This is a genomic window from Pseudomonas mosselii, from assembly GCF_003205295.1.
Lineage (GTDB): Bacteria > Pseudomonadota > Gammaproteobacteria > Pseudomonadales > Pseudomonadaceae > Aquipseudomonas > Aquipseudomonas mosselii_B.
This window is the reverse complement of record NZ_QJRP01000011.1, coordinates 101,874-120,325: the sequence shown is the minus strand read 5'-3', so window position 1 is coordinate 120,325 and position 18,452 is coordinate 101,874. Positions and strand designations below refer to the sequence as shown.

Sequence of the window (18,452 nt, the reverse complement as noted above, 5' to 3'; positions counted from 1 at the left end):
ATGTCCCGCTCGGGCTTGCAGACCCGGTCGCTACTTTTTTGTAGCGACCCAGCAAGGCAAGGCTAGACCTAGGTTGGATGGCGTAAAAGCGGCCAAAGCATGCTTCGGAAACGGACTACTCGAAATAGGGAAAATCTGATTAATCCCTGTAGGACGCAACGCGGGATCTCTCCCCTGCCCGTCTACCCAGCCCCAAAAAAGACGGTTTACATCTCACCCAGAGCTTGTAGGGAATCCCCCACTTTTGGTCATCAGGTCTGAGAAGTTGCATATGCCCTACATCATGCAAGCCGCCATCCTTCTGGTACTGGGCGCACTCATCGTTCAGTTTCTGAAACCATACCCCTTACGCAAGTGGCTGGGCGTGGCGCTGTTGGCGGCGGGCCTGGTTGGCATCTTCAATTTCGACCAGCAGCAGGTGCTGGACTTTGACCTGGAGCTGCTGGCGCTCCTGGCCGTGCCGTTGGGCGCAGTGCTGTTCATGACGCGGCGGCGGTTCACGGAGGTGGACTGAAGCCCAGGTCCGGCTCTTGTAGGAGATCGCCGGGCCCTACGGTCTACGCAGTCATGCAGGGAACAACCTTACAAGCCTTACCAACGTGGGAGCGGGCTTGCCCCGCGATGCGGCATATGGCACCGGCGTTGCCGGTGATCGCGGGGCCAGCCCGCTCCCACGTAACCCAACAATCAGGCTGCGTTGAAAACACTGCCTTGGAGCAATGTCCGCCTCAGGTCGAGACGAAGAGTCTGAGCGTACGCGCAATCTCTCGGGCCTTGCCTGCGCTGGCTTTAGATTGATAGACAGCGAGAGCACTTCAGCCCGATCAGGCGGCCCCCTTCGCCTGCTGTTCCAGATGCACCTGCAACGTCGGATCGATCCCCAACGCACTGGCCAATTCATCAAGGTAGGCCCGCTCCGCATCCTGCTGGTCATCCACCAGCATTACACTGGCCAGGTACATTTCCGCAGCCATGCCCGGGTCCTGGGCCGACTGTGCCACCTCGGCGGCATCGAGGGGCTTGCTGACTTCCTCATCCAGCCACTGCTGCAGTTGCGGGTCGCTGGTGTGACGTTTGATTTCGGCGTAAATCAACTGTTCTTCCTGCGGGTCGATGCGACCGTCAGCCTTGGCTGCCGCAATCAGCGCGCGCAAGATCGCATGGCTGTGATCCTCGGCCTCGGGGCCAGACAATTGATCCACGGTACGCACGGCCTGTTGCGGAGCTGCCGCCTGGCTGCGCTGCCAACTTTGATAGGCCTGGAACGCCATCATGCCCAACGACGCCAGAGCCGCGTAATTGACGCCGCCAGTAGAGCGCCCCTGAGTAGGGGCGCCAGCGTTGCCAGCACCGCCACCCAGAAGGCCACCCAGTAAACCACCAAGGCCACCACCGCCCCCTGCTCCACTGCCGCCGCCAAGCAGCCCTCCCAGCAAGCCACCCAGGCCATCTTGCGCTGACATGCCGCCGCGCCCTTGTTGCGCTTGCGAGCCCTGCCCGGCCCGAAGCAACTGTTCCAGCAGATCACTCGTGTTCATGGCACCGCCCTCGGTCGGTAGTCGTCGCCCAGACAAGCAACGATAGCCCCCGCAAGGCGAACCGCCATTACCGTCTGGCCGACGGGTAAGCGGGGGCTTTCCGAGTGCAGCGAAGTAGCATGACCGCGCCCTGCGACCTGAACTAGAAGCAGGGGCTGGACCGCCTCTATTGCGGCAGTTTCGCGATCACCTTGATCTCGAAGTCGAAGCCGGACAGCCAGGTCACGCCAAGAGCGGTCACCGTAGGATAAGGCGCCTCACCCCAATACTCGGCCGCCACTTCCCAGATGGTTTCAAACTTCGAGTCGGGGTCGACCATGAAGATGGTCGTATCAACCACATCCTCGAAACTACTGCCGGCCTCGGCGAGGATCGCGTTGAGGTTGGCGAAGGCCAGGCGAACCTGCGCCGCCAGGTCCGGCTCGGCCGAACCATCCTTGCGGCTGCCGACCTGACCGGATACGAACAGAAACCCGTTGGAGCGAATCGCCGGCGAGTAACGGTGCAGCTCGTACAAAGCATGGCGATCGGGTGGGAAAACAACATCACGTTTGCTGGACATTACCTACCTCGTTCTAGGCCTTCGCGGCCCGGTGTTTACGGTGAGGCCACTATAAAAAGGCCACCTACCTGGATAAACGGGCAGCTCTGGTCATGACTGTTTGTATACTCCAAACAATCCAGGTGCGAACGAGGCGTGGAATGGACCGATTCGATGCAATGCAGGCGTTTGCCCGAGTGGTGGAAACCGGCAGTTTCACCAAGGCGGCCGCCACCCTGCACATGAGCAAGACCACCGTGACGCAGCTCATCCAGCAGCTGGAAGCGAGGCTGCGCGTGCGCCTGCTCAACCGCACCACACGCAAGGTCAATGTCACCGCCGACGGCGCGGCCTACTACGAACGCGTGGTCCGGCTACTGGTCGACATGGATGACGCCGAGACCAGCTTGTCCAGCGCGTCCATGACACCGCGCGGACGGCTGCGGGTGGATGTACCCAGCCCGCTGGCGCGAATGCTGCTCATACCCGCCTTGCCGGAGTTCTTTGCACGTTATCCAGAAATCCAGCTGACCGTGGGCGTGAGCGATCGCATCGTCGACATCATTGGTGAAAACGTCGACTGCGTGGTGCGGGGCGGCGAGATCACCGATCAGTCCCTGGTGGCGAGGCATGTGGGCGATTTGAAGCTCGGCATCTATGCCACGCCGGGCTACTTGCAGCGTTTCGGGACACCGGTACACCCCCGTGAGTTAGGGGACGGCCCGCACAAAACCATCGGCTTTCTCTGGTTTCGCACAGGCAAAACCTTGCCCTACGCGATGCAGCGTGGCGAGGAGCGCATAGAGGTCCAGGCCCGCCCGCAACTGACGGTCGATGACGGCAATGCGTACCTTGCCGCCGGCCTGGCTGGCCTGGGGATGCTCTGGCTGCCGCAGTACATGGCCAAGCCGCACCTGAGCAGCGGCGAGCTGCTGTCGCTGCTTGAAGACTGGCACATGTCGCCAATGCCGATGTACCTGGCCTTCCCGCCGAATCGCCATGTCAGCGCCAAGGTGCGGGTGTTTATCGACTGGATAATCGAATTGATGGCCGAGCATGCGCCGGTGGTTGGCTGAAACGGGGGTAAAGCCGTTTCAGGGTCAGGCACTCGGAATTTTTGCTTTTGTTCGTTTTCTGCCAGTGCGGTGAGAGGCAGCTATGAGTCGATAACGGTCAGTTGTGGCTCATGACTCGCGATCCAGAGCGGTCGCTCGCCAGAGGCCGCTATGGACACAAAGCTGCCTATAAACCCTACAATGAGTAGGAAAACATTCATTGACCATGGATCAATTAACTCAGAATTTTATTGTTGTTCGCTGAATGACCCGAAGCATACGTGGCTGAACGGATTCGTACACGGTTGATATTTTTACGCCCGTACTCGCAGGTCAAACCCGCTCCTGCGGCGATCGCATCTAGATCAAAGCCAGAAGCTCGCTTCGTTGTTTATGGCAGACGCTTAAGCCCGCAGTGATACTTGGCACCTGCAAGGCTTGCTTCAAACGCCTCGAGCCCTGCGTATATCTGTTGCATCCCAGATGCAGAAGCAGTGTACGACGGGTAAGGAACGCCGGCTAAAGCGCTAGGAGCATGAAGGGGTAGTTGAAGCGGTGCAGATCAGATTGGAACATGATCCAGGAAGGATGAAGGTTCGCCGGCAGACGGAGGAGCATCTCATCGGAACGCTCAAATACTGGATGGGAAGCACTCACTTCCTGACCAAAACCCTACCGAGGGTAAGTACCGAAATGAGCCTTCACGTGCTTGCCTACAATCTCAAACGAATGATGAGCATCTTTGGCGTCGCTGGGCTGATTGAAGCGATCAGGACATGAAACCAAGCGTTTTTTGCTCCCGTATACGGCTAGATGGGCCGCTGCCGCAGCCCTGATAGCACGGGCTGCGGCTGGTGTCCGACTGAGGTAGGTCTCCACTTGCAACTGCGAATTTACAAGCTACCCCAGCTTCTTTCGCTACTCGACGTACTTACTTGCATTTTCACACTGACTGGGTCGATAGCAGCCGGTAGTGAGTGACAGCTATCGACCCAAAGAAGACGGTGGCGACAGGCAAAAATCGGCCAATCGGCTACAGCGTCGAGCCATGCTGATGGGCAGAAGCCTGAGCAATAGTGAGGCCGTTAGCAGTGGCACTGGCTTCCAGCTTTGCACGCTCAGCGTCCAGAAATACATAGGCGGCTTGCAGCGTGGTGATCTTCGCTTGAACTTCGGCCATCTTGCTGGCGACCAAGGCCGCCCCTTGGGCGCAATCGATCGTATTACCCCGCTTGGCCGAAAGGATGTCGCCGATCTCGGCGAGTGAAAAACCGCCACTCTGAGCACTTTGTATAAAGGCCAGATCAACAACGGTCTGCTCGCTGTAGCTGCGGTAGTTGTTGGCTTGGCGATGGGCCACGATAAGCCCGAGTTGCTCGTAATAACGCAATGTATGGCGGCCGACTCCACTGCGGCGCTCCAACTCTCCAACATTCACAGTAAAAACCTCTTGACTGTAGAGTATGCTCTACACCTTAGCCTGCACCGATCATCCAGACAAGGGTTCAGACATGAGCGTGGAATGCTTCGTCACAGGCGGCAGTGGGTTTGTGGGTCAACACTTGTTGGCACATCTCACTGCAACAGGGCACACGACCCAGGTGCTTATGCGCAACCCCGACAACATCGGACACCTCAGAGAGCAGGTAACCCGCCTGGGCGGTGACCCTGCTTTTATTCATGCGGTTGAAGGGGATATCAGCAGGGAGGGGCTTGGACTCAGTGAAGCAGACAAGCAACGCGTGTCTTCGGCCTCCGTTGTTTTTCACCTCGCGGCGCAGTTTACCTGGGGTCTGACAACGGAGCAGGCCCGCGCGGTCAATGTGCAAGGAGCGCTGAGAGTCGCCAGGCTCGCGGCGAACCAGCGCGTCCGCTTACTGATGGTGGGCGGCTATATGGTGCAGAACATTACCTACCTTGCGAGTATCGGGATTGATAACGAGCACCCTGAAAACACTCATTGGCCAACAGTCTACGGCCGTGCAGGCGGTTACGAAGGCAGCAAGCTGGAGTCCCATTTTGCAGTTATCCGTTACATGCAGGAAGTCAGCGCAGATTACGCGATCGTTCATCCTGCCACGGTGTGTGGCCACAGCGAGAGTGGGCATATCCCTGAAGGACAACCATTGGCCGAACTCATTCGAAATCTGGCACTGGGCCGCTTCAAGGCTGTCCCTGGCTCCACCAGGCACTGGCTGCCATTGGTCAGCGTTGACTATCTGGTGAAGATGATGACCTGCGTGGCGTTCGACCCCGCGATGGCCAACCGGGAGGTCCTGGCGCTCTTCGAGCACACTCCGAACTTGCAGGGTATGCTCGAGCAACTGGCAAAAGCGCTGAAGATCAAGGCACCCCACCGCCATGTACCAATAGGGTTGCTAAAGGGGCTCTTGAAGATCCCCGGGCTGGCGGCCAGGTTCGCGATCAGCCCCGAGTCATTGAACTTCATTCAGACACAGCGCTTCGACATGAGTGAAAGCAAGCAACTGGAGCGAAAGTATCAGTTGGCACATCCCGACATGGCGAAAACGCTGGATAAGACCGTGCGCTACCTCCAAGGTTACTTGCCTGATTACCCTGCTCACTCTGCTTGCCCCCCTGTTGCAAGATAATGATGTCGCGCGCTCGGAGGAAGACTTCAGCCCGTGTAATCATGTCGGACCGTACCACGATTTAGCTGTTATATTATTGCACATGAACCAGATAGTTACTTCTTGACCGTCTGGTTAGCTAAATCGGGTCGACGCTCAACTTGATCCTCAGGGAAAAGGCGCGTGAATTGACGAAGCGTGACATTCATCTCGTTGTGCTATTGCTATCGGTCATAGGTTGTTCCCTCGCCTCGCTAACGCTCTGGAAGGTCATGGCCTCTCGCGAGCGTGCCTTGGAAGACATCGATGTCCATGGCCTGAACCTGACCCAGGCACTGTCCACCTATTCGGAAGGTATCGTCCGGCAGAGCTCAATGCTGCTGCTCGGCCTGGTCGAGCGCCTGGAAACCGAGGGCGCCGAACCTGGGCAGATCGAACGGCTGGGTCAGCTGGTCAAGCGTCAGCAGCCATTGATGCCGCCAATGAGCGGCATCACCATCTATGCGAAGGATGGTCGCTGGCTCATGTCGTCCAACCGCCCTACCCCCGTCGGGGCCAACAGCAGCGACCGGGCCTTCTTCATCCACCACCGTGACGACCCGTCCCGCGACCCTTTCATCGGCCTGCCAATCCGTAGCCGGGTCACCCAGGAATGGGTGATCACCATCAGCAGGCGATTCAACGATGACCGCGGTGAATTCGCCGGCGTTGTTGCCATGACGCTTGGCGTTGAAAACTTCCTGCAGCTTTTCGGCAGTTTGGACGTCGGCCATGACGGAGCCATTGGGCTGACCTTTACCGACGGCTCCATGTTGGTGCGCTATCCGTTTCGGGAACAGGACATGGAGCGCAACTTTTCAAAGTCGCCAATCTTCGCTAAGTACCTCATCGACCAGTCAGCCGGCACCGCATCATTCACCTCCAGCCTTGACGGCGTGGAGCGCCTCTATGCGTTTCGCAAGAGCGACAAGCTACCCCTGGTGACAACGGTCGCGCTGGGCAAGCAGGAAGCACTCTCGGCCTGGCGGCTCGAGGCGCTGCTGTCGTCGCTGGTGGTTGCGGCGCTGCTTGCATTGACCGGAACCATTGGCTGGCTGCTGATTCGGGCCATGAGCCGGCGTGACGCAGTCGAAAGCGAACTTCGACTGGCCCAGCAGCAACTGCTTGAGAGCAACCAGCAGCTTGAGCACCAAGCGATGCATGATGCGCTGACAGGACTTGCCAACCGACGCTGCTTTGACGAGACGCTGACCCAGGAGATCCGCACGGCCTACCGAGGCCGGACCACGCTGGCTTTGCTGATGATCGACATCGATCATTTCAAACGCTACAACGACACCTATGGGCATCCGGCTGGCGATGCTTGCCTGCAGCAGATGGCTCACCTGCTCGCCTCCTGCATCCGCCGCCCTCGCGATCTGCTGGCACGTTACGGGGGTGAGGAAATGGCTGTGATCCTGCCCGATACCGACAATGACGGAGCGACCGTCGTTGCCAGGCTGATGCTCGAGCGCCTGGCCTTGCAATCCATCCCTCACGAAGGCAGCCCTTTCGGGCATGTGACCGCCAGTATCGGTATCGCCTGCTCCGGCGGGCCAACCCTCGACAGCCCGTCATCGCTGCTGGAACGCGCGGACCAGGCGCTCTATCTCGCCAAGCAAGCAGGTCGCAATGGCCTGTATGTCGACCAAGCGAAAGCTCAAGACCAATGACAAGGAATGTACTGATGCAATCTCGTTTCGGCAAAGGGGTCGTCTTTGCACTGTGCGCCGCTGCACTGAATGCAACCATCGGCGTACTCAGCAAAGTGTTGATGAACAGTGGATTCAGCTCCAGCAGCATCGCCCTGATAAAAACCGTACTTGGCTGCCTGTTGCTGTCAGCCTTGCTCATGTTCCTCAAGCGGCCCGTGCATACGGCCAAGTGGCTCCCTGCCGCCGTTTGCGCCTTTCTCGGCATTTTTGTGCTGTTCCACTTTGAAACCTTGGCCTACAGCCATTACGCCGCTGCCGGCGTCGTGGTGATCCTGATGGCAAGCGCCTCCATTTCTTCGATCTTGCTGGGGCGGATCATCCTCAAAGACCCAATTACCGCCAACGCGACGGTAGGCGCCGGATTGACGATAGCCGGTATTGCCGTGATTTTTGGCGCTGACCTGGAACAAGGCTTCACCCTGCAAGGCGCAGTGCTCGCTTCGATCGGAGGCTGCGGATATGGCGCATTTTCGGTTGCCATGAAGCGCATGGGCGTTTCCGGAGGGCTGCATTTCACTCGGCAACTGTTGTTTTTCGGCAGTCTTTATCTGCTGATGCCGGCTGCGACCGACGGGTTCATCATCGCAGAGCTATCGATGGCGGCGGTCATTGCATTGCTGGCTCTGGCCGCATTGCCGACCATCCTCGGCTTCTTCTGTACCACCAAGGCCATCGAGTATCTGAAACCATCGCAAGTTCAGGCACTGGAACTGACGGAACCGCTGTTTGCCGCGCTACTGGCATTCTTGATCCTCAATGAGGTGCCGAGAGACACTTTGTACCTTGGCGCAGGTTTGATCCTCAGCGGACTGTGTTTCTCCAACGAGCTGATCCGGTTAGGCAGGAAAGCGCCACAGCCGTGCGGAGCGTGATTCGTTTATCTGCCAGCACCTGGCGAGCGAGCGCTGCCGCCATTACCAAACCGCTATATCGTAGGTCAGATAGATCCGGTTGCTGTCGCGACCTCGGGAAAAATCAGAACGGTAGACATAGTTACGAAGTTTCACGCCCAACCCTTTCACAGGCCCGGATTGCACCACGTAGGCAACTTCCACATCACGCTCCCACTCGCTTAGCCCGTCGCCAGCGGAGCGACCGTTGTCCCCGCTCAGGTAGCGCGCCATGAAGGTGAGCCCGGGGACACCGGCCGCTGCAAAATTGTAGGCATAGCTCGCCATCCAGGTTTTCTCTTCCTCCTCGATGAATTTGCCGATGCCCACATTGCTGAACGAATAGACCGTCGCGCCGCTGATGTATGGCAACCCGGCCTCGCCGTCGAGCACCTGGTAACCGGCACCGATAGTGTGCCCGGAGTGTATATAGGACAGCTGACCGCTGAACATGTCATTGTCGATCTCGCCACCATGAGCGGCTCCGCTGTCGCGGCTCTTGAAATAGCGCAAGTCGGTGGTGAAAACCCCGCCAGCCAATGACAGGTCGTGTACCAGGCTGATGTAGTCCTGGCGGTAGAAGTGCTCGAGCTGGCTGTGGAAATAGCTCATGCGTAGCTGCTTGCTGACGGCATAGTCGGCCCCGGCAAAGCTGAAACTGCCAGACTCCCCGCCGCTGTAGCCATCCAGGAACAGGCCCGTGCTGTCGGAGGAATCCCGCTGCTTGAAGCGGTCCAGGTAGCCGGCGGTCAAGGTCAGGCCATCGACATCGGTATTGGTCAGCTGCGTGCCCTGGTAGGTCTGCGGCAACAACCGCGCATCGTTGTAGACCAGCACCGGCGTCTTCGGCAACAAGGTGCCATGCTTGACCATAGTCTGCCCCAGTCGCGCCTTGGCCGTCACCCCGGCACTGACGAACTCGTCCGCGGCACGGCCATCGTCATGCACCGGCAGCAAGCCGGTACCGCTGCGCCCGCGGCCCGAATCGAGCCGTAAGCCTGCGAGCCCCAGGGCATCGATCCCCAGCCCCAGCGGGCCTTGAGTGAACCCTGACTGGTAGTCGAGCAGAACCCCCTGTGCCCATTCCACCCGCTCGCTCTTTGCATTTGCAGCAGCGCGGGCGCTCATGCCTTGTTCGTCGCGGAAGTTTTCGTTGAAGTAAACGTTGCGCAGCTGCAGCTTGAGCTTGCCGTCGTCGATGAATCCGGCGGCGCCGGCCACAGGCAGCCAGCCGCACAGCAGGCCACAAGTAGCCCCACGGAAAACAGTTCGGGACATGTTCGATACTCTGTTGTTGTTCTTGGGTGAGGTTGGGCGCCAACGGCGCCCTGGACAGATCAGACGAAGAAGGACAAGGCACCCGTGACCAAGGCCAGTGCGGTGATGACCAGCGATGTCAGCACCGCCCATTTCACGGTGGCCTTCTGGAAGTCGCCGATGTCGCGATCGACCATGCCCACCAGCAGCAAGGTCGAGGCTACCAGCGGGCTCATCAGGTGCACTGGCTGCCCCAGCACCGAGGCGCGGGCGATTTCAACCGGGTCGATGCCGTAGGCGGCCGCAGCGTTGGCAAGGATAGGCACCACGCCAAAGTAGTAGGCGTCGTTGGACAGTACGAAGGTCAGTGGCATGCTGGTCAGCGCCACCACCAGCGGGAACCAGTGGCTCCACGCCTCGGGAATCCAGTCGACCAGGGTCTGCGCCAGCGCATCGACCATCTTGGTGCCCGAGAAGATTCCCGCGAAGATGCCTGCGGCGAATACCAGCAGTACCACGGTCATGGCGTTGCCCGAGTGAGCGAGGATGCGCTCTTTCTGCAGCTCCAGCTGCGGGTAGTTGATCATCAGCGCCGCGACGAAACCGATCATGAACAACAGTGCGGAGTGCATGACGCCCATCACCAGAGCTGTCATGACGGCAATCACAAGCATCAGGTTCACATAGGCCAAGCGTGGGCGCTTGTGCGGGTTGTCGCCGAGAATTTCCTTGATGTAGCAGTTGCCGCCCCCCGACTCCAGGGCGATGTTGCCGATGCGTCGGCGCTCGGCACGGCCCAGCAGGAAGGCGGTGAACACCACCCAGGCCGCACCGCCGATCACGGTCGGCAGCATCGGGATGAAATACTCGGTCGCATCCAGCCCGAGCGCGGCAATGGCCCGGGTCGCCGGCCCACCCCAGGGGCTCATGCCACTCATGATGCTCAGCGACAGCATGGACACCGTTGCCAGGATCATCGGGTTCATGCCGATACGCTTGTACAGCGGCAGCATGGCTGCGCAGGTAATCATGTAGGTGGTGGTGCCGTCACCGTCGAGCGCCACCAGCAGCGACAGCAGCGCGGTACCGATGGCGATCTTGACCGGGTCGCCATTGACACGCTTGAGGATCTTGCGGATCAGCGGGTCGAACAGCCCGGCATCGATCATCAGGCCGAAGAACAGGATGGCGAACAGCAACAGCGCTGCCGAGGGCGCCACCATTTTCAAGCCATCGAGCATCATCTTGCCCAGTTCAGGCGCGAAGCCGCCGATCACTGCGAAGACAATGGGTACCACGGTGAGCGCAACGATAGGCGACAGGCGCTTGCTCATGATCAGGTAGGTGAAGGTCACCACCATGATCAGGCCCAGGAGTGCGAGCATGGTCTTATCTCTTGTTTTTATTCTGTTGCGGCCATCGGCAAGGCAGACGGCCCCCTACCCCACTCGGCATCGCCGGGATGCTGAGTGGGATTCTAAGTCAACGATGGGAAGTGGAAGAGGCTTTCAGCCGTGATGCCGAGGCTCGGCAGACCATTCGGCAGGTACCGCACCCGCCTCGGCGGGTGCAACTGCAATACCGTTCAGCCGGCGCAACAGGGTTTCGCGGTCACAGGCATTTTCCGACAGCGAGATGACCACGGTGGCCACGGCGTTGCTGGCCAGGCTGGTCAGGGCACGCGCCTCGGACATGAAGCGATCGATACCGATCAGCAAGGCAAGCCCTGCCAACGGGATGTCGTGAATGACGGTCAAAGTCGAGGCCAGCGCAACGAAGCCACTGCCAGTCACACCCGCTGCACCTTTTGACGACAACAGCATGATCGCCAGCATGGTCACCGTCTGACCGAGGCTCAGATCGATGTTGCAGGCTTGAGCGATGAACACCGCCGCCAGCGACAGGTAGATGGCCGTACCGTCGAGATTGAAGGAATAGCCGGTTGGCAGCACCAGTCCGACCACGCCTTTCTTGCAGCCCAGCTTCTCCAGTTTTTCCAGCATGCGTGGCAGCACGGGCTCGGTGGACGAGGTGCCGAGCACCACCAGAAACTCCTCGCGAAAATAGCGCAGCAGCTTCCACAGGCTGAAGCCGTGGGCACGGCAGATGCCACCGAGCACCACCAGCACGAAAAACGCACAGGCGATGTAGAGCGTACCAACCAGCTTGGCCAATGCGCCTAGGGACGTCACGCCGTACTGCCCGACGGTGAAGGCCAGCGCACCGAAGGCGCCGACCGGGGCGAAACGCATCAGGTAGCCAAAGATGCGGAACACCATGGTCGAAGCAGATTCCAGCACATCGAGTACCGGCTTGCCCTTCTCGCCCATGGATGACAGGGCAAAACCGCTGAGCACCGCGATAAACAGCACCGGCAACACTTCACCCTTGTTGAATGCACCGATGAAGGTGTCGGGAATGATATGCATGAAGAAGTCGACAACACCGAGCTTCGCCGCAGACGCGGCGTACTGGCCAAGCCCCTCGGTGCTGAGCGTGGCCGGGTCGATGTTCATGCCGACCCCAGGGCGGAACAGGTAAACCGCTGCCAGGCCGATCATCAGACTGGCCACGGTCAGCACCAGGAACAGCAGCAGGGTCTTGCTCATCAAACGCCCGAGGGAGCGCTTGTCGGTCATGCCGGCGATACCGGTGACGATGGTGCAGAAGACCACCGGCGCGATCATCATCTTGATCAGCTTGATGAACGCGTCACCCAGTGGCTTGAGCGCAACGGCCTGTTGCGCCCAGAAGTGACCGACCACCACGCCCAGCAGGACGGCGCAGAGGATCTGGAAGTACAGCGATTTGGCAAGTCTCATGAGGCATCACCCATTATTGAAATTGTGCGGATGCGCTTGTTGCGAATGTACAGGTCTGGCTACCGCTCTGGGCCTACCCCGCCAACCTGCGGAATGTAGGGGCGTAAACGAAGCCTGAGAACAGCCGCCGGGCCGTTCGCACCACCGAAGCCTGAATCGTCTTGCCATCGGCACCGCTGCGTGACAGCGCAACATCGATACCGCCACTTGGATGTTCAAGGCGAACCTCGGCCAGTTGCTCGGCCCCCTCGCCCAGCAGTTCGCCGATGACTGTGCCTGGGCTGACGCAGGCAGTCGCCAGCCCTATCGCTCCGGTGATAGCCAGGGCGCGGTGGCAGTTGTGCGGCATGAAATAGCGAACCTGCAAAGTGCCGTCATAGCGGGGCTTGGACACCAGCACCGGTTTCGGGATGACCATACCGCTAACGTCGCCTAGGCCCATGGCCTTGCCGGCCTTCAGACGCAACGCCTCGAGGCGCTCGAGCAGACCGACGTTGGCATCGAGTTCGGCCGGGGTTTCCGAGCCGCTGACACCCAGCTGGCTGGCTTCTACCACCATCATCGGCATGGCCATGTCGATGCAGGTGACCGCTACGCCATCGATCACATCCTTGGCCTTGCCAGTGGGGAACAGCTTGCCGGTCTTGCTGCCGACCGCATTGAGGAAGGTCAGGTGCACCGGAGCGGCAGTGCCCGGTACGCCATCGATCGCCGTACGGCCTTCGTAGCGCACGATGCCGCCGGGGGTTTCCACCAGCGAATTGACGAAGGTGCCGGTGTTCAGGTTGCGGATACGCACCAAAGTCTTGCCATCCTGGCCTTTGACAAGGCCCTGTTCGATGGCGAACGGGCCAACGGCGCAAAGCATATTGCCGCAGTTGGGCGCAGTATCGACGCGGCGCTGGGCAACCATGACCTGGACGAACAGATAGTCGACATCGGCGTCGGCATGCAGCGAGGGGCTGACAATTGCTACCTTGCTGGTCTGCGGGCTACCGCCACCGATGCCGTCGATTTCCAGTTCATGCCCGGAACCCATCAGGTTGATCAGCAATTCATCGCGTTCGACCACATTGGCAGGAAGGTCCCATGCATGGAAAAAGGGGCCCTTGGAGGTGCCACCGCGCATGAGTACGCAAGGAATTCGTTGCATGATTTCGCACTCTTGTTAATCAATGGACATCATTGATGCTGTGGACACAAGATTGACAGGGATGGATAAATCAATCCAATGCAAATATCGTAGCTATTATTCCGATTCAAGCATCAATACAGAACCAGGGCCAAAGAGCGATCCGAGATGGAATACGAGTTACAAGACATACGATCTTTCGTGAAAATCGCCGAACTCGGCAGCTTCCATGAAGCCGCTGAAGCATTGCACCTGTCGCAACCCGCCCTGAGCCGGCGGATTAAAAAGCTTGAGGAAGGGTTGGGCACTTCGCTGCTGGAACGTACTACCCGTCGGGTCAGCCTTACCAGCGTCGGGCGTGACTTCCTGCCCAAGGCCAGGCGCCTACTGGATGACTTCGAGGACTCGATCCTGAGCATTCGCGAACTCGCCGAACGGCAGACCGGCCAGGTAACCCTCGCCTGTATCCCGACCGCGGCGTTCTATTTCCTGCCGTCGGTTATCCGCGACTACAACGAGCAATACCCAAAGATCCGCATTCGTCTGCTGGACCTCAGCGCCAACGACGGGCTCGAAGCCGTGCTGCGGGGTGAAGCCGACTTCGGCATCAACATGATGAGTGGCCAGCACCCGGACATCGAGTTCGTCTCCCTGGTACAGGAGCATTTCGTTCTGGCCTGCCGCCGAGACCACAAGCTGGCGAACCGTGAAGCCGTCACCTGGACAGAGCTGGCCGACTACCGCCTGATCGGCGTAGGCCGACTGAGCGGTAACCGGATGCTTCTGGACCATGCCCTGTCCGGGCTCAACCTGCGGCCCAAGTGGTTCTATGAGGTTCAGCACCTGTCCACCTCGCTGGGCATGGTCGAGGCAGGGCTGGGCGTGTCGGCCATGCCCAGCCTGGCCATGCCCAACGCCGACCACCCGACGCTGGTCAGCGTGCCGCTGATCGAACCCCAGGTCACCCGCACCCTGGGGTTGGTCTATCGCCGAGGGGCGTCGCTGTCGCCAGCAGCGGAGAAGTTCGTGTCGATCCTGCTGGACAAGTGGCCCAACCGTTAAGCGAAACGCCTGGCGTTTCACGCGATGCGGCACAGGGGAAAAACCGGCTGCGTCCATGGCTCACTCCCCTCCCAGACTTAGCTCGCCGGGCCGGCGCTTCTCGATCGCGAACTTCAGCAGTGCCGCGCCGCGGAACAGGCCATGGGCAAACTTTCCATAGGGCAGCGTGATGAAAAGCGCCATCACGGTACCCAAATGGATCGCCAGCAAAATCGCCATCGCTGCAGTGTCACGCAGGCTCAGCAACGCAAGGCCCGTGGCGCTGACCAGCAGTAGAAGCAGGATGAAGCCCCGATCCATGGGCCTCTGGGCAACATCGCCCTGCTCCGGCGCCCTGCGCAGGTTCAGCGCCAAAAGCCCGGCCGGCCCGACGATCAAGCCAATACCACCGAGTGCTCCGAGCATCACCGGGGCACTCAGCAGCGGGTACGGAGCCTGCTGGCCCAGCAGGTAGTGATACCCGGTGGCGACCACCGTGGCGGCAAAGCACAACATGAAGCCGTAGAAGGTGGCGTGATGGAAGCGTCGGCGCCAGAGCGTGTAACGATCATCGGCGTTGTTGCAACCTTGGCCATGCCCACCATCCAGGTACTTCAGGGTCAACACCGCACTCGATGCCTCGAACACTGCCCCTTTGGCCGGTTGCGCCAGCGCCTCGGCAGGCGAGACTGAATGCCAGAAACGACGAACCGCCGCCGCCAGGGCCACACCAGCTACGACAAAGACACTACCGAACATCAGCGCCAGGTTGTTGTGCGGGAAGACCGCATAGAAATTACCCGCCAGCCGACCGGGTAGCAGCGTGCCATTGGCCCACAACGCCAGCAGCAGGAATAGCGACAAGGCCACTGCCAAGGCACTGGCGACATAAGTGCCGTTGTTCCGATACAGCCGCCCGAAAAGGGTTGGCCAGGCGTATTCGGCGTAGGTCTGGCCACGCACCTTGGCCATCGCCTGAGGCACGTTGACTGCGAATTCGTGGGGCTGTGCGTACTGACAGGCGTGCAGGCAAGCACCGCAGTTGTGGCACAGGTTGGCCAGGTAGTGGATGTCGGCCTTGCCGAATTCCAGCCTGCGGGTCATCGCCGGGAAAACCGCGCAAAAGCCCTCGCAGTATCGGCAGGCGTTGCAGATCCGCATTTGCCGGTCCACTTCCTGCTCTTCCAGGTTCAAGGCCGGGATCAGTTCGAGGGCCGGCCGGAAGGCATCAGGCTGGCCTGGTTCAGGCGATTGCGCGGTCATGGCGGTTCTCACTTTCTGGATGTTCGTAACCCGCCGCTGCGGCAGCACTGGTCCCGGCGATACGGCCAAATGCGGTGCCGATGGACATGCCGACACCTGCGGTGTAGCCCTTGCCCAGGACATTGCCCGCCATCATCTCGCCAGCAACGAACAGGTTCGGGCTGGGACAGCCATCGAAATGGACGGCGGCTGTTTCATCGGTGCGCAACCCCAGGTAGGTGAAGGTCACGCCAGGGCGCAGCGGGTAGCCGTAGTAAGGCGGTGTATCGATCGGGCGCGCCCAGTGGCTTTTCACCGGTTCCAGGCCTACGGTGTGACAGTCGTCCAGCCGGGTGTGGTCGAAAGTGCCCACCTGGCAGGCTCGGTTGTAGGCATGCACGGTTTCGAGGAAGGCCTGCACAGGCAAACCGAGCAGGCCGGCCAACGCCTCCAGGCTATCGGCGGTGGCGCCCGGGAAAACCGGTGGCATGAAGCGCCCGAAGGCTTTGCGGTCGATGATCGAGAATCCCACCTGCCCAGGCTGATGCGCCACCAGGCGCCCCCAGATGGCATAGCGCTTGGGCCAGAAATCCTCGCCTTCATCGTAGAAGCGCTGACCGTCGCGGTTGACCACCACGCCCAGCGATACACAATCGATGCGCGTGCAGATACCGCCATCGTATAGCGGCGCGCGGGCATCAATCGCCACCATGTGCGCCTGGGTCGGGTCGCCAATCGTGTCGGCGCCCTGTTCGATCATGCGGCGCAACAGCACCCCGTCATTGAAACGCGTGCCACGGATCAGGAAATTGTCCGAAGGCCACTCCCCTCGCTCGTTCTGCCCCCAGACCTCGCGCAACCACTGACGGTTGGACTCGAAGCCGCCGGCGCCAAGCACACAGGTACGCGCCTCGATGCGCTCGGCGGGCAGGTGTTGCCCTTCAACCTCACGTGGCGGCACACGGGCCGCAACGAAGCGTCCGCGCTCCAGTTCGATGTCGGCTACCGGTGTGTCGTAGCGTATCTGTACGCCAAGGTTTTCGGCACTGCGGAAGTAGGCATTGACCAGCGCCTTGCCGCCGCCCATGAAAAAGGCATTGGTCCGAGCGGTGTGCAGCGCGCCCGATAGTGAGGGCTGGAAATGCACACCATGACGGCGCATCCACCCGCGGCAACTGGAGGACGCGCGAATCACCAGGCGCGCGAGCTTTTCGTTGGTCTGGCCACCGGTGACCTTCAGCAGGTCCTGCCAGAACTCTTCTTCCGGGTACGCCTCGACCAATACGTCCTGCGGGCCATCATGCATGCACCGCAGGTTACGCGTGTGTTGTGAATTGCCACCACGCCAGACGCGAGGTGCGGCCTCGAGCAGCAGCACGCTGGCTCCGGCCTCTCGCGCCATCAGCGCGGCACACAGGGCGGCGTTGCCCCCTCCAATGACTAGCACATCGATCATATCGCCTCCAGATCACGAAGAGCCGATGTTCGGCTGCTCCTTGTGACCACGGACTTTAATGAGAGCCCGGAGGGTGCGAAACGCGATCGTCGGGGGGAGGCATTCAGTTTTTCTAAAGGGGCTGGATGAGTGGGCCCAGAGGCTGGGTCAAAGCAGGCGGGCTCCAGGCCATCGGCCCTGTTTCACCAGATCCCTGGCGACCTCCTGCAGTACGATCCGCGTTGCCAACGCTGCCGGCGAGAGCTCGTCATCGCTCAGGCTGACAATCACATTGCGACGTTGCGCCTGTGCTTCATCGATTGCAAACACACGCAAGCGAGCCTGATGCGCCCGGGCCACCGTAGCGCCGGGCTGGATGGTGGCGGCATGCCCCGCGCACACGCAATCCATCAACAGCGACAAACCATCGACTTCCATGACGATGCGGGCCTCCAGCGCAGCCCCTTCGAAAATCGAGCGCAATGTCGTGCGCAGACCATGCTGTGCGCTGGGCATCACCAAAGGGAGCGTCGCGATCTGTTGCAACGTGAGCGACTCGCCCCACTCGGCTTTGACCAGCGTGGCGGGAACCAGCACGAACAGCCGCTCCGTCAGAAGCGCCTGCACTTCCAGTCGCGGCCCCGCCTCAGCCTGGAACAGCACCGCCAGGTCAAGGTGCCTGGCATTGAGCTGGTTCATCAGATAACCGGACAACATTTCCACCAGGTGCAGGCGGATATCGGGATAGCGTTCGCGCATCCTGTCGATCAACGCCAGGCCAAGAATCGATGCGGTGGTCGGAGCCAACCCCACGCTGGCGTAACCGCTCATGCGGCCGCTTTGTGCCGCCAGCACAGCATGCTCTGCCTGGCGAAGCGCCAGGCGCGCATGGTATTCGAAGGCGAGGCCCGCCGCCGTCGGCACGACGCCGGTGCTGGAACGTGTCAAAAGCCGGGTACTCACCTCGCTCTCCAGCCTCGACAATTGCTGGCTCAGTGCGGAGGCGCCGACCCCGAGCTCGACCGCCGCCCTGCCAAGACTGCCGTACTCCAGAACACTCAGGAAGTAGCGAAGCTGACGTAACTCCATACGAATCCCTTTCGACGACGGGGGCGGGCCTTGAGCATGTTAAACGTATTTGAACCGCGTGGGCG

16 protein-coding genes and 1 pseudogene are annotated in these 18,452 nt (G+C 60.3%); 7 read left to right on the top strand and 10 right to left on the bottom strand.

Going from position 1 to position 18,452, the window contains the following annotated elements:
* The first annotated feature begins 271 nt into the window (after positions 1-271).
* Positions 272-514, top strand: a complete 243-nt coding sequence (locus DMX06_RS13240) for a hypothetical protein (protein ID WP_110737721.1) — start codon at positions 272-274, stop codon at positions 512-514.
* 310 nt (positions 515-824) lie between these two features.
* Here the strand turns inward: DMX06_RS13240 and DMX06_RS13235 are convergent, their stop codons facing one another.
* Entirely contained in the window at positions 825-1,538 is a 714-nt protein-coding gene (locus tag DMX06_RS13235) for a tellurite resistance TerB family protein (protein WP_110737719.1), read from the bottom strand.
* A 166-nt stretch (positions 1,539-1,704) separates the two neighbouring features.
* The gene (locus tag DMX06_RS13230; protein ID WP_110737717.1) at positions 1,705-2,100 is read right to left on the bottom strand and encodes a RidA family protein; all 396 of its coding nucleotides are present in this window, start codon (positions 2,098-2,100) and stop codon (positions 1,705-1,707) included.
* 140 nt (positions 2,101-2,240) lie between these two features.
* Here DMX06_RS13230 and DMX06_RS13225 point away from each other — a divergent pair, with 140 nt between their 5' ends.
* Positions 2,241-3,155 (top strand): LysR substrate-binding domain-containing protein, encoded by a 915-nt coding sequence (locus tag DMX06_RS13225; protein WP_110737715.1) that lies wholly within the window; start codon positions 2,241-2,243, stop codon positions 3,153-3,155.
* 492 nt (positions 3,156-3,647) lie between these two features.
* Positions 3,648-3,914: pseudogene (locus DMX06_RS13220) on the top strand (IS5/IS1182 family transposase); the annotation flags it as partial.
* A gap of 253 nt (positions 3,915-4,167) precedes the next feature.
* On the opposite strand, the gene DMX06_RS13215 reads toward DMX06_RS13220, so the two are convergent.
* Positions 4,168-4,572, bottom strand: coding sequence for a MerR family transcriptional regulator (locus DMX06_RS13215; RefSeq protein WP_110737713.1), 405 nt, complete (start codon positions 4,570-4,572; stop codon positions 4,168-4,170).
* Positions 4,573-4,645: 73 nt separating this feature from the next.
* On the opposite strand from DMX06_RS13215, the gene DMX06_RS13210 reads away from it, so the two are divergent.
* The 3 genes from DMX06_RS13210 (at position 4,646) to DMX06_RS13200 (ending at position 8,351) form a co-directional block, all read left to right on the top strand.
* Positions 4,646-5,746, top strand: coding sequence for an SDR family oxidoreductase (locus tag DMX06_RS13210; protein WP_110737804.1), 1,101 nt, complete (start codon positions 4,646-4,648; stop codon positions 5,744-5,746).
* 251 nt (positions 5,747-5,997) lie between these two features.
* A complete protein-coding gene (locus tag DMX06_RS13205) occupies positions 5,998-7,437 on the top strand; it encodes a sensor domain-containing diguanylate cyclase (protein ID WP_181427823.1) in 1,440 nt (479 codons plus the stop codon).
* A gap of 14 nt (positions 7,438-7,451) precedes the next feature.
* Positions 7,452-8,351, top strand: a complete 900-nt coding sequence (locus DMX06_RS13200; RefSeq protein WP_110737709.1) for a DMT family transporter — start codon at positions 7,452-7,454, stop codon at positions 8,349-8,351.
* Between the two features lie 42 nt (positions 8,352-8,393).
* On the opposite strand, the gene DMX06_RS13195 is transcribed toward DMX06_RS13200, so the two are convergent.
* The 4 genes from DMX06_RS13195 to DMX06_RS13180 form a co-directional block, all read right to left on the bottom strand.
* Complete coding sequence (locus DMX06_RS13195; RefSeq protein ID WP_110737707.1) at positions 8,394-9,647, bottom strand: OprD family porin; 1,254 nt, start codon at positions 9,645-9,647, stop codon at positions 8,394-8,396.
* Between the two features lie 59 nt (positions 9,648-9,706).
* A complete protein-coding gene (locus DMX06_RS13190) occupies positions 9,707-11,011 on the bottom strand; it encodes a CitMHS family transporter (RefSeq protein ID WP_110737705.1) in 1,305 nt (434 codons plus the stop codon).
* A gap of 123 nt (positions 11,012-11,134) precedes the next feature.
* A complete protein-coding gene (gene dctA, locus DMX06_RS13185) occupies positions 11,135-12,448 on the bottom strand; it encodes a C4-dicarboxylate transporter DctA (RefSeq protein WP_110737702.1) in 1,314 nt (437 codons plus the stop codon).
* Between the two features lie 73 nt (positions 12,449-12,521).
* A complete protein-coding gene (locus DMX06_RS13180) occupies positions 12,522-13,601 on the bottom strand; it encodes a 4-oxalomesaconate tautomerase (RefSeq protein ID WP_110737700.1) in 1,080 nt (359 codons plus the stop codon).
* 147 nt (positions 13,602-13,748) lie between these two features.
* Here DMX06_RS13180 and DMX06_RS13175 point away from each other — a divergent pair, with 147 nt between their 5' ends.
* Positions 13,749-14,642 carry a LysR family transcriptional regulator gene (locus tag DMX06_RS13175; RefSeq protein ID WP_016714082.1) on the top strand — a complete coding sequence of 298 codons (894 nt, stop codon included), beginning with the start codon at positions 13,749-13,751 and terminating at the stop codon, positions 14,640-14,642.
* Between the two features lie 60 nt (positions 14,643-14,702).
* Here DMX06_RS13175 and tcuB read toward each other — a convergent pair whose 3' ends face one another.
* The 3 genes from tcuB to DMX06_RS13160 form a co-directional block, all read right to left on the bottom strand.
* The gene (gene tcuB, locus DMX06_RS13170) at positions 14,703-15,884 is read right to left on the bottom strand and encodes a tricarballylate utilization 4Fe-4S protein TcuB (RefSeq protein WP_110737697.1); all 1,182 of its coding nucleotides are present in this window, start codon (positions 15,882-15,884) and stop codon (positions 14,703-14,705) included.
* Positions 15,865-17,319 (bottom strand): FAD-dependent tricarballylate dehydrogenase TcuA, encoded by a 1,455-nt coding sequence (gene tcuA, locus DMX06_RS13165; protein WP_110737695.1) that lies wholly within the window; start codon positions 17,317-17,319, stop codon positions 15,865-15,867. Before tcuA ends, tcuB begins: the two co-directional genes overlap by 20 nt.
* Positions 17,320-17,466: 147 nt before the next feature.
* The gene (locus tag DMX06_RS13160; RefSeq protein ID WP_110737693.1) at positions 17,467-18,387 is read right to left on the bottom strand and encodes a LysR family transcriptional regulator; all 921 of its coding nucleotides are present in this window, start codon (positions 18,385-18,387) and stop codon (positions 17,467-17,469) included.
* Between the last annotated feature and the right edge of the window lie 65 nt (positions 18,388-18,452).